Here is an 11,531-nt window from a genome sequence, read left to right on the forward strand (position 1 = left end):
AAACTCCAAGCGCCAACCAACATGCCCACAATGCAAAAGCCCGCCCCAGGCGCTTTCCAGCCAACCCCCCAATTTTACAAATCAAGATAAATTACAAACAACACCTATCACGCCTAAACAAGCTTTTTTTATTTCCTTTTGATTTATAAAAAATAAAAGATAGGGGACAGTAATCGGCTTGGAGTGAAGAAACACACAGATACAATAAAAGTCATTCGCGTTTATCTTCCCTCTGAAAGCCCACCTCACGCCTTGCCCGCGCGGATCGCCCCCATCCGCTTTCTTGCCCGCTCGGCAAAGACTGTGCACAGGCTTTGATCTCCCCGCATGCCCTCTGCCCGCCGCAGCCCCTCCTCCACGCCCCTGAGCATCGACTGGCCCGCCCCGGCGGGCTTTCGCGCCATCACCGCCCGCCTGCAAAAACAGGTGCAGCGGCGCACCGGCTGCGCCGAAGACGCGCGCGATCTGGTGCAAGACGCCTGGCTGCGCCTGCTGGAGCAAGGCGATGCCGCGCGACGCCTGCGCGAGCCCGCCGCCTGGCTCAGCGCCGTGGCGCACCACCTCACGCTCGACCACCTGCGCCAGCGGCAGGCCGCCGCCCGCTGCGGCCTGCCCCGCCACGGCAGCCACAGCAGCCACGGCAGCGGCGATGGCGATGGCCACCACGACGGCGACGACGATGCCGCCATCGCCCCCTGGCAGGCCCAGCCCGACGCTGCCGAATCCCTGATGTACCGCCAGGCGCTCGACGCCGTGCAGGCCGCCTTGCACGCCCTGCCCGAGCGCGCGCGCGAGGCCTTTCTCGCCCACCGCCTGCACGGCACGCCCCAGGCCGAGCTGGCCGCGCGCCACGGCGTCAGCCTCGCCACCATCGAGCGCGACCTGCAGCACGCCAGCGCCCGCCTGCACGCCGCCTTGCTGCACTGGCGCGGCGAACACCCCGGCGGCCACGCCGCCAGCCAGGCCCGCCACACCCAGGCGACCCAGGCGGCCCAATCCGTCAAGACCGCCCCTGCTACTCGCCGCCGCTCGCTCACCGCCCTGCTCGGCCTGGCCGCCCTCGGCGGCAGCGGGCTGCTGGGCTGGCGGGTGTGGCAATACGCCGCCGCCCGCCCCCTGCTGGAGCTGGCGCTGCACACCCCGCGCGGCCAGCTCGCCCGCCAGGCCCTGCCCGACGGCAGCGCCCTCACCCTCGATGCCGCCAGCCGCGCCCACATCACCTACCGCCGCGCCCTGCGCCACGTGCAACTGCTGCACGGCGCGCTGTTTGCCGAAGTGGCCCACGATCCCCAGCGCCCCTTCGTCGTCGAAGCCGCCCTGCCCCAGCCCGCCGCCGCCACTTTCGCAGCCAACGCCGCAGACACCACCGCAGACACTGCCGCAACCGGCATCGCCCAGGCCGCCCCCGATGCCCCCGATGCTCGCCCGCGCGTGCGCATCACCGTGCTGGGCACCCGCTTCAGCGTGGACATGGCCCCCGCCGGCATCGACGTGCGCGTGGCCCAGGGCCGCGTGCGCGTTGAGTGGCTGAGCGCCGATGGCCAGCCGCGCAGCCAGCGCGAGCTGCACCCCGGCCAGGGCCTGCGCCTGAGCGCCGCCAGCCCCGCCCCCATCGAACTGCCCGCCAGCAGCGCCGCCAGCCCTGGTGACGACGCCGACCAGCACGCCGCCCCCTGGCGCCACGGCCACCTGCGCTTTCACGCCGAGCCCCTGGCCCACGCCATCGCACGCCTGGCGCGCTACCAGCGCGAAGACGCCGCCCCCATCGGGCTTGATGCGCGCGTGGCCGCGCTGGCCATCAGCGGCCAGGTGCCCGTGCGCCACGCCCACGACTGGCTGCAATCCCTGCCCGCCGTGCTGCCCGTCACCGTGCGCCGCCAGGGCCAGGGCTGGCACATTGGCCCGCGCGCCAACCCGCGCACGCGGCGGTGAGCGGCCAGGCGCGCACAGCGCCCCATCGCCTGGCCACTGACGCAGGCCTGAAGAACCTGTTCAAAATCCCTGCGCGGCAGGCAAGCGGCGCGGGTTTGGGCAGTCTGCGGCGTTGCAAAGCCTCGCCATAGCCCGGGCTATGGCTGCGTTTTGCGCCTTGCATCCCATCCCAAACCGCTTGTTGCCCACTCGCGCTGAGATCTTGAACAGGTTCTGAAGCGCCAGGGCATCGCGCCAACCGCAATGGCCCCGCCCAGCGCCTCCAGCCTCACCCCGATCCTGGCGCCAGCGGCACGCTGGCCAAGGGCAGGAACAAGGTGCGTGGCGAATCCGGCAGGGCCATCAAGCCGTGGTGCCGGTAGAAGGCCGCAGCCGTGGCGTCCTTGGCATCCACGATCAGCGCGTAGGCGGCAATTTCCGAACGGGCGGCACGGCGCAATGCATCGGCCAGCAGGGCCGCGCCCAGCCCCTGCCCCTGAAAAGCCCGATCCACCGCCAGGCGGCCCAGGCGCACGGCCGGCACGGTGGGGTAGCGCGGCAGCTTTCGGCCAATGGCGGCGGGCAAATCTCCCAGCAACACACTGGCCGAGGCCAGCGTGTAATAGCCCGCGATGCGCTGCCCAGCCCCCAGCGCCACAAAGCAGGCGGCCACGCGGCGGCGCATGTCCTGGCCGGCCTGCTCACGCAGATAGCGGTTCAGCGGCGGCGAGGCGCTGTCGAACGCCGTGCGATCGTGCGCGGCATCCAGCAGCGCCAGCTGGAACGGCGCACCGCTCATCGGGCGTCTGCGGCCGCCGCGCCCGTGGAGCCAGCGGGCGGTTCAGCGCGCAACAACTGGCCGTGGCGGGCCAAGGCGCGCTCCAGCGCCGCAGCCGGTGGCGGCGGCGACAACATGGCCTGCGCAAAGCATTGCTGATCGGCCAGCGACAGGCGCACCAGCTCCGCCTGCTCAATGGCGCGCTGGGCTGCCTCCTGAACGGCGGCTACCACGAAATCCGTCATCGTGCGCCCCTGCAACTCAGCGGCGCGCTTGAGCAGGGCGTGCAAATCGACACTGATCCTCGCCTCAAGGCGGCGGGCGTTGGCGCTGGTGGTCACAGACATAGGAGACTAGAAATGATTGAACACAGATGGGGCGGATGTTCCGGCAATCTGCCGTACAAATCAAGCCCAGATCGCCAACCCCATCGCCCTGTTACAAAAAACCTGAGGGAAACGCGCGCGTCATCCGTCAACACCCATGACGGCCCGTTTTGGGCTGGTCAACCGGGCGGGTTGCGGCGTTTGCGCCGTCTTGGCGCGCGCGGGCAGGCACAGCGGTTCGGGCCAGGCGATGCCACGCGGCAGACCGGCCCCATCCGCGCGCTGGCCCGCCGCGCCAGGGCCGTGAGCAGCCCCAACCCGCCGCCCCTTGCCGCGCGCACGCGCGCCCATTGCCCATTTGACGAAGGACGACACCACCATGCTTGCTGCCCCGTTCCGCCCCCGCGCCGCCGCCACCGCCGCCGCGCTGGCCTGCACCCTGGCCGCCGCCTGGCCCGCGGCCCAGGCCCAAACAGCCAACCCGGCCACCCCGGCCACGGCCCCCGCCACAGCCCCAAGCGCCCCGCAACCGGGCGCGCCCGCCCAAGCGGCCGCCGCCATCCACCTGCCCGCCCAGCCGCTGGCGCACAGCCTGGCCGCGCTGGCGCAGCGCAGCGGCGCATCGCTGGCCTATGCGCCCGATCTGGTGGCCGGCAAACAGGCCGCCGCCGTGCAAGGCGCGCCCGGCGTGGCCGCGGCGCTGGCGCAAATGCTGCGCGGCACCGGCCTGCAAGCGCGCCAGCAGGGCCAGACCTGGACGATCCAGCCCGCCCCCGCGCGCGCCGCCGCCGCAGGCAACGCAGGCGATGCCCAGACCCTGCCCGCCGTCACCGTGCAGGCCGCGCCCGAAACCGCCACCGGCCCCGTGCCGGGCTACGCCGCGCGCCGCAGCGCCACGGCCACCAAGACGGATACGCCGCTCTTGGAAACGCCACAGTCCGTCAGCGTGGTGGGCGCCGAGGAAATCGAGGACCGGGGCGCCACCAACCTGACGGAAATCGGGCGCTATACGGCCGGCGTGCAGGTGGAGTCGTACGGCAATGGCGTGCATTTCAACCAGCTAAATCTGCGCGGCTTCAATGCCAATGGCTCCACCTACGTCAACGGCCTGCGCGCGCCTTCGTCGGGCTATGTCTCGCGGCTGACGGACTCGTTCGAGGTGGAGCGATTCGAGGCGCTGCGCGGCCCCAGCTCGGCGCTGTATGGCCTGGGCGATGCGGGCGGCGTCATCAACGTCATCACCAAGCTGGCCGGGCCGGATGCCGAGCGGCAGGTGCAGGCCGAGCTGGGCGGCCACCGCAAGGCGCTGGGCGTGGACGTGGGCGGCGCGCTGGATGCGCAGCGCAGCCTGCACTGGCGCGTGGTGGGCGCGGCCAACCACAACCGGCATTTCTTCGCCATTCCCGGCCACGGGCGCCAGACCTACCGGGGCCATGTGCTGGCCCCTTCATTGAGCTGGACGCCCAGCGCCGACACCAGGCTGACCCTGCATGGCCGCTGGTTCCGCAAGCAGGGCGCAGACCAGGAAACCGAGTTTCTGGGCGCCGACCGCCAGTCGCCCAGCGGCTGGTCCAACAGCAACCCGAGCTTCAACTTCGGCAACACCCGGCAGGGCGAATGGGGCTACCAGTTCAGCCACCGCCTGCATGCCGGCTGGACGATCCAGCAGCGCTTCGTGAGCGGCAGCCACCGCTTTCATGGCGGCTGGCTGTATGGCGAAGGCCCGGCCGACCCGCAAACGGGCGAGCTGGCGCAGAGCGCCTATGAAAACAACAACCACATGCGCCACACCGCGCTGGACACGCAACTGCAAGGCCAGTGGCACAGCGGCCGCGTGCGCCACACGCTGGCCCTGGGGCTGGATGCGCATGCATCGCGCTTTGCCAGCGCCAACCGCGAGGATCCCGCAGACAGTTTGAACATCTTCCTGCCACAGTCGCCGCAATACCGCCGCCCTGTGTCGCCGCCCACCACGCTCAGTACCGACGAGCAAACCCGCCAGCGCCAGATCGGCCTGTACCTGCAAGACCAGATGCAGCACGGCCCCTGGCGGCTGACGCTGGGCGGGCGCTACGACCGCGTGCGCACGCGCCTGGACAACCGGCTCGATGACACGCAAACGCGCGAAAAAGACGGCGCCTTCTCCGGCCGCGTGGCGCTGGGCCATGTATCGCCCAGCGGCTGGGCGCCGTACCTGAGCTACGCCACCTCCTTCCTGCCCGAAAGCGGCGCCGATGCCCACGGCGCGCTGTTCAAGCCCACGCGCGGCCAGCAGTGGGAGCTGGGCCTGAAATGGCAACCCAGCGGGCGCGAGCTGCTGCTCACCGCCGCCGTGTTCGACCTGCGCAAGACCAACGTGCCCACCAATGATCCCGAGCACTACGGCCACCGGCGCCAGACCGGCGAAGTGCGCTCGCGCGGGCTGGAGCTGGAAGCCAAGGGCGCGCTCACCCGCCAGCTCAAGCTCACCGCCCAGCTCACCGTGCAGGACGTGAAGATCGCCCGCAGCGAGGACGGCGACCAGGGCAACCGGGTGGACAACGTGCCGCGCGTGCTGGCCTCCGCCTGGCTGGACTACCGCCTTGCCGCCGCGCCCGGCCTGAGCGCCGGCCTGGGGGTGCGCCACACCGGCAGCCGCTACGCCTACAGCGACAACCAGATCGCCATGCCCGCCCACACCCTGCTGGACGCCGCGCTGCGCTACGAGCGCGGCCCCTGGCAGGCGGCGCTGAACATCAGCAACCTGAGCAACAGGCACTATGCATCGAGCTACGGCTGGGGCTACTACCCCGGCCTGCCGCGCACGGTGACGGCCACGGCCACCTACCGCTGGTAAGCCGCGCGCTGGCGGCAGGCGGCTTGCCCGCTTGCATGCCGGGCAGGCTGCCTGCAAGGCGCCTTGCGAGGTGCCTTCAAGGTGCAGGCCGCGCCGCCGCCGTGGCGCGCGGCGCTGGCTCACCGCGCATCGCCCGGCGCGGGCGGGGCATCGGGCACGCGCTCCAGCACGGCCAGAAAATCCTCGCGCCGCCCCTGCGCCGCCTCGGCGCGCAGGTGCTCCAGCGTCAGCCAACTGGCCAGCTTCTCCGCCGTGGCGCTGGCAATGAACTGGTTGACGGAAATGCCATCGCGGGCGGCCAGCTCTTTCACTTTGCGGTGGATGGAATCGGGCAGGCGAATCGTCAGGGCGGTCATGGGGCGCTCTCCAGAAGGTTCAAGAATTCAGCAGGCGTGAGGGCTTGGATACCAAAGGCCGATGTGCCCCGGAAATCCCGCGTGTTGTGCGTGATGATGTAACGGCTGGCCGAGGCCACGGCGCATTCCAGCACCATGTCGTCGTCGGCATCGCGCAGGAAAGGGCGCCACAGGTAATACACATCCTGCAAATGCGCCAGCGAGGCCAGGTAGCGCAGAAAACCCTGCATTTGCGCCACGTCAACGCCTGCGGGCACATGCTCTGGCCGCGTGAGGACGGCCTGCCACTCCATGTACAGCGCCACCGACAGGGCCGGGCGGAACCTGGGCGATGGCAATTGCCGCAGCAAATGGTGGCTCGCGCCGCTTTTGGAGCGCATCGCAGCCACCAGCACGGAGGTATCCAGAACGACTAGCATAGTTATGCCAGTGTAACCACTCAAGCCCCAAAAGCACAGCCCGGCCCCACTGCTTCCCCACTTTTTGCCCCATTTCTTTGAACAGGCTCTTGTTCCGCTTCTTTTCTTATGCCCCCGCCGCCCACCCAAGCCCGCCCCAAGCCATCCCGCCTGCTGCGCCCGGCCTTGCTCAAACTGCACCGCTGGGCGGGCCTGGCCTTGGCCGCCTTTCTGGTGCTCACCGGCCTGACCGGGGCCGTGATGGCCTGGACGGACGAGCTGGACGCGCTGCTGAACCCGCACATGCTGCGCACGCCCGGCACGCCGGCGCTGGATGCGGCGCAGTTGCTGGCGCTGGCCGCGCAGGTGGAGGCCGCGCAGCCGTCGCTACGAGTGACCAGCCTGCCGCTGGCGCTGGAGCCGGGGCAGGCGGCCATGCTGCGCGTGGCGGCCAAACCGAATGCGGATGCCAGCACGGGCACGGACGCGGGCACGGACGCGGGCGCGGACGCGGGCACGGGCGCAGGCAAGAACGCACCACTGGGCTTTGACCAGTTGTTCGTGCATCCGGCCAGCGGCCAGATTCTGGGCCAGCGGCAGTGGGGCCAGTGGCGCGGCGGCTCGCTGGCGCAGGCGCGGCAAGACCTGCTGCCCTTCATCTACAGGCTGCACTACAGCCTGCACCTGCCCGGCGAGTGGGGCGTGTGGCTGATGGGCGGCGTGGCCTTGCTGTGGGCGCTGGATTGCCTGTGGGCGCTGGCGCTGGCCTTCCCCAGCCGCAAGGCCTGGCGCAAGTCCTTCGCGTTTCGCTGGGGCGCGGGCGGGCACAAGCTGACGTTCGATCTGCACCGCTCGGGCAGCGTGTGGCTGTGGCCGCTGCTGCTGGTGCTGGCCATTACCGGCGTGGGGCTGAACCTGCGCACGGAGGTCATGCAGCCGCTGGTGGCGTGGTTTTCGCCCGTGCCGCCCGAGCCCTGGGCGGGCCGCCAGCCCCTGCCCCCAGGGCAAGCGGCCATCGGGCGCGAGCGCGCGCTGCAACTGGCGCTGGAGCAGGCGCGGCAGCGGGGCTGGCTGAGCGATGCGCCGAGCGCCGCCGCCTCATCGCCAGCCGCGCCAGCCTCACCCGCCACGTCCGCCACGCCCGCCCCCGCCGCCGCCAAGGCGCTGGGCTTGCAGCCCTGGCGGCTGCACGACTGGCAGGATGAAGACGGGCTGTACGCCGTGGCCTTTGCCGCGCCGGGGCGCGAGCCTTACGGCCCGGCGCTGGGGCCGCACTGGGTGTATCTGGATGCCGCAAGCGGCACCGTGGCAGGCGTGCGCACGGGCCTGGGTGGCAGCGCGGGCGAGGTGTTCATGGCCGCGCAGTACCCGCTGCACTCGGGCCGCATTCTGGGCGTGGCAGGCCGCGCGCTGGTCAGCCTGCTGGGGCTGGCGGTGGCCGTCATCAGCGTGACGGGGGTGATGATTTGGCTGCGCAAGCGCCGCGCCGGGCTGCCCCAGCGCACGGCGCCAAAGGGCTGATGGCAACCAGCGCGGGCGGCGGCTGACGCGCTCTCCCAGGCGATACCGCCACAATCGCGCCTGGCGCAACAAAACAGGACAACCCAGGTGGAGCAAGTGCAAAACGAAACTGCCCGCGTGCAGGGCTGGTGCCCTGGCGCATGGCGGCCCATGCCGTCGGGCGATGGGCTGGTGCTACGCGCGCGGCCGCCGCTGGGGCGGCTGACGGCGGCGCAATGCCTGCGCCTGGCGCGGCTGGCGGCCTCGCACGGGGCAGGGGTGGTGGAGCTATCCAGCCGCGCCAACGTGCAGTTGCGCGGCCTTGCCGATGCGCGCCATGCGACGGTGTTGCGCGCGCTGGCGGGGGCGGGCCTGCTCGATGCCGATGCGGCGCTGGAGCGGCGGCGCAACGTGGTGATCGATCCGCTGTGGCGCGCGGGCGATGGCGTGTTGGCGCTGGCACAGCGCTTGCAGGCCGCTATCGCCCAAGCGCCGGGGCTGGCGGATTTGCCCGCCAAGTTTGGCTGGGCCGTGGTGCGCAACGCCCAGGGCTTGCAGGAGTGGCCTGCCGATGTGCGCTTGCTGCCCGCAGCGCCAGGGTCTGCTGCCTCGCCTGAAGGGCGACCGGCGGCCTGGTGGGTGCAGCCCGATGGGCAGCCCTGGGCGCTGGCCGCCGCCACCGCAGAGGATGCCGTGGCCACCGCCATCGCGCTGGCGCAGTGGTGCGCCGCGCAGGCACAGGCGTTGCGCCAGCAGGGGCAACGGCCAATGCGTTTGCGCGCACTGCTGGCCGCCTGGCAAGCGGCGCAGCCACCGGCACTGGCTGCCATGCAGGCCGCGCAACAAACCGCACAAAAAAACACGCAAGAGGCTGCCCCCAAAACCGCCTCGCCGTGGCCCAGCATGCCGCCCTGGCCTTTGCCCGCAGGAGTGTGGCGCTGCGCCCTGCCTGCGGCAGGGCCCTCGGCGCCCCCACTCCCGCCTGCACCGGGTTGGTTGCCCGGCCTGGGTTGGCTGGCGGCGGCGCCGCTGGGCCGCATATCGGCCCGCGCGCTGGCGCGCCTGGCAGGCGCTTTGCACGAAGCGCCCGGCGCAGTGCCAGGCGCGCCTTTGCTGCGCATCACGCCCTGGCGCATGGTGTTGATCGAGATGGCCCAAAAGCCCGATACCCATTGGCTGCAAGCAGCGGGTTTGCTGGATGCGCAGCAGTGGCTCACCGGCGCTGACGACGCCCGCTTGCGCGTTTCAGCCTGCCCGGGCGCGCCCGCCTGCCATCAGGCGCTGACGCCGACCCAGGCGCTGGCGCTGGCGCTGGCCGAGCACGTGCCGCCCGGCGCGCATCTGCATATTTCCGGCTGCCCCAAGGGCTGCGCCCGCCAGCAGCCCGCCACCGTCACGCTGTACGCCACGCCGCCCGAGGCCCGCGGCGGCTGCGCCGCCCCGCCCCTGTTTGCGCTGGTGCGCAACGGGGCTTGCCACGACCGGCCCAGCGCGTATTGGAGCGCGCAGGCGCTGCACGAGCCGCCCGCGCTGGTGGCCGCACGGCTGTTTGCCCAGCCGTAGCGCGGCCCATCCCCTCCGCCCCTGCCCGCACTGCCCCCACACCGCTGCTGGCCCACGCTCTAGAGCGTGTGATGCACTTTCCGCCCCCCGCGAGAGCGCCCCGGCGTGTGCAGTGCAAGGCGCTGGCCCCGCCGCAGCCTGGCTGCGCTGCAAGGGGGCGGCAACGCCGCAATGCGCATGCCGGGGCGCTTCTCCCTTCGGGCTGGCCCCAAAACCATGCACTCGCTGCGCCCTCTCGCTTGCCAAGGCAGCCAGCCTTGGCGGCGCGCGCCGCCTTGCGATTACACGGTTTTGGGGCCAGCGCGGGGGAGCGCAAAGTGCATAACACGCTCTAGAAACACGCGCTCAAGCGACGCCACCGGGCGCTATCATCCTGCCCCTTTTACCTAGGCAAAAAGGGCAGGCAAGGCCGATGCAACACGTTTACGAGACCGATGGCGCCGCGATTTACCGGCAGTCTTTCGCCATCATCAGGCGCGAGGCCGATCTGGGCCGCTTTTCCCCCTTGGAGGAGCGCGTGGTGGTGCGCATGATCCATGCCGCCGGACTGGTGGAGTTGGCGCGCGATGTGGCGTTTTCCCCCGGCATGGCGCAAGCGGCGCAGCAGGCGCTGGAGGCGGGCGCGCCCGTGCTGTGCGATGCGCGCATGGTCAGCGAAGGCATTACCCGCGCGCGCCTGCCAGCCGACAACCCCATCATCTGCACGCTGCACGATGCGCGCACGCCCGCGCTGGCGCAGCAGTTGGGCACCACGCGCAGCGCGGCGGCGGTGGAGCTGTGGCGACCGCACCTGGCCGGGGCGGTGGTGGCCATTGGCAATGCACCCACGGCGCTGTTTCACCTGCTCAACATGTTGCAAGAGCCTGATTGCCCGCGCCCGGCAGCCATCATCGGCTGCCCGGTGGGCTTTGTAGGCGCGGCGGAATCGAAAGAGGCGCTGCTGCACACGCTGCCCGCCCCGGCGCTGATCGTGCACGGGCGTTTGGGCGGCTCGGCCATCACCGTGGCGGCCATCAATGCGCTGGCCAGCAGCGCCGAGTGATGCACCCCGACACCCCGATGACGATGCGCACAGACGAGCAACCCGGCGGCAGCGGCCACCACCACGGCAACGCCAGCCAGGGCGTGATCTGCGTGGGGCTGGGCCCGGGCGACCCGGAGCTGATGAGCCTCAAAGCCGCGCGGCTGGTGCGCCAGGCGCGACAGGTGGCGTATTTCCGCAAGGCCGGGCGCGCGGGCATGGCGCGCCAAATCGTGCAGGGCCTGCTCGCGCCCGATGCGGTGGAGCACGCGATGGAATACCCCGTCACCACTGAGATCCCTCTGGACGACCCGGCCTACGCCCGCACCCTGGCGGCGTTTTACGACCACTGGTGCCAGCGCCTGGCCGCGCTCTCGCGCACGGCGCAAGTGGTGGTGTTGTGCGAGGGCGACCCGCTGCTGTACGGCTCCTTCATGCATCTGTACGTGCGGCTGCGCGCGCGCGGCGATGTGCCGCTGGAGCTGGTGCCCGGCATCCCCGGCATGGTCGGCTGCTGGCACGCCGCCGGCCTGCCCATGACCTGGGGCGACGACACCCTGGCGGTGCTGCCGGGCACGCTGCCCGAGCAGGCGCTGGCGCAGCGCATGCGCGAGGCCGATGCGCTGGTGGTGATGAAGGTTGGGCGCAACCTGCCGCGCATCCGCCGCGCGCTGGCTCAGGCGGGGCGGCTGGAGGCTGCCTGGCTGGTCGAGCACGGCACCATGGCGCGCCAGCGCGTGCGCCGCCTGCTGGAGGTGCCCGAGCAGGAAAGCCCGTACTTCTCCATCGTGCTCGCGCCCGGCCACGGCCGCCGCCCCGTGGCGCAGGACGCCTAAGCCATA

Annotated in this window: 10 protein-coding genes; 6 read left to right on the forward strand and 4 right to left on the reverse strand. The window is 71.2% G+C overall.

Translation table 11 applies throughout. The features are described 5' to 3' along the window. The first annotated feature begins 327 nt into the window (after positions 1-327). Entirely contained in the window at positions 328-1,932 is a 1,605-nt protein-coding gene (locus EBQ26_RS13140; protein ID WP_122237961.1) for a sigma-70 family RNA polymerase sigma factor, read from the forward strand. A gap of 268 nt (positions 1,933-2,200) precedes the next feature. Here the strand turns inward: EBQ26_RS13140 and EBQ26_RS05200 are convergent, their stop codons facing one another. Beyond that, on the reverse strand, positions 2,201-2,710 hold the full coding sequence (locus EBQ26_RS05200; RefSeq protein ID WP_122237962.1) for a GNAT family N-acetyltransferase: 510 nt from the start codon (positions 2,708-2,710) through the stop codon (positions 2,201-2,203). Continuing rightward, a complete protein-coding gene (locus EBQ26_RS05205) occupies positions 2,707-3,036 on the reverse strand; it encodes a type II toxin-antitoxin system TacA family antitoxin (RefSeq protein WP_122237963.1) in 330 nt (109 codons plus the stop codon). The genes EBQ26_RS05200 and EBQ26_RS05205 overlap by 4 nt, the downstream gene beginning before the upstream one ends. A 358-nt stretch (positions 3,037-3,394) precedes the next feature. On the opposite strand from EBQ26_RS05205, the gene EBQ26_RS05210 reads away from it, so the two are divergent. Then, a complete protein-coding gene (locus tag EBQ26_RS05210; protein WP_147474001.1) occupies positions 3,395-5,851 on the forward strand; it encodes a TonB-dependent siderophore receptor in 2,457 nt (818 codons plus the stop codon). A gap of 119 nt (positions 5,852-5,970) precedes the next feature. On the opposite strand, the gene EBQ26_RS05215 is transcribed toward EBQ26_RS05210, so the two are convergent. Next, a complete protein-coding gene (locus tag EBQ26_RS05215; RefSeq protein ID WP_095540546.1) occupies positions 5,971-6,207 on the reverse strand; it encodes a toxin-antitoxin system HicB family antitoxin in 237 nt (78 codons plus the stop codon). Beyond that, positions 6,204-6,626 carry a putative toxin-antitoxin system toxin component, PIN family gene (locus EBQ26_RS05220; RefSeq protein WP_122237965.1) on the reverse strand — a complete coding sequence of 141 codons (423 nt, stop codon included), beginning with the start codon at positions 6,624-6,626 and terminating at the stop codon, positions 6,204-6,206. Before EBQ26_RS05220 ends, EBQ26_RS05215 begins: the two co-directional genes overlap by 4 nt. A 108-nt stretch (positions 6,627-6,734) precedes the next feature. Between EBQ26_RS05220 and EBQ26_RS05225 the strand changes: the two genes are divergently transcribed. From EBQ26_RS05225 to EBQ26_RS05240, 4 genes are all read left to right on the forward strand, one after another. Next, positions 6,735-8,126 (forward strand): PepSY-associated TM helix domain-containing protein, encoded by a 1,392-nt coding sequence (locus tag EBQ26_RS05225; RefSeq protein WP_122237966.1) that lies wholly within the window; start codon positions 6,735-6,737, stop codon positions 8,124-8,126. A 96-nt stretch (positions 8,127-8,222) separates the two neighbouring features. Next, positions 8,223-9,668 carry a precorrin-3B synthase gene (locus EBQ26_RS05230; protein WP_238944154.1) on the forward strand — a complete coding sequence of 482 codons (1,446 nt, stop codon included), beginning with the start codon at positions 8,223-8,225 and terminating at the stop codon, positions 9,666-9,668. Positions 9,669-10,080: 412 nt separating this feature from the next. Further along, positions 10,081-10,710: a precorrin-8X methylmutase gene (locus tag EBQ26_RS05235; protein WP_122237967.1), complete on the forward strand. Its 630-nt coding sequence runs from the start codon at positions 10,081-10,083 to the stop codon at positions 10,708-10,710. Positions 10,711-10,733: 23 nt separating this feature from the next. After that, positions 10,734-11,525: a precorrin-2 C(20)-methyltransferase gene (locus EBQ26_RS05240; protein WP_122238045.1), complete on the forward strand. Its 792-nt coding sequence runs from the start codon at positions 10,734-10,736 to the stop codon at positions 11,523-11,525. The last annotated feature ends 6 nt before the right edge of the window (positions 11,526-11,531 follow it).

It is taken from the genome of Allofranklinella schreckenbergeri, from assembly GCF_003703475.1.
Classification (GTDB): domain Bacteria; phylum Pseudomonadota; class Gammaproteobacteria; order Burkholderiales; family Burkholderiaceae_C; genus Lampropedia; species Lampropedia schreckenbergeri.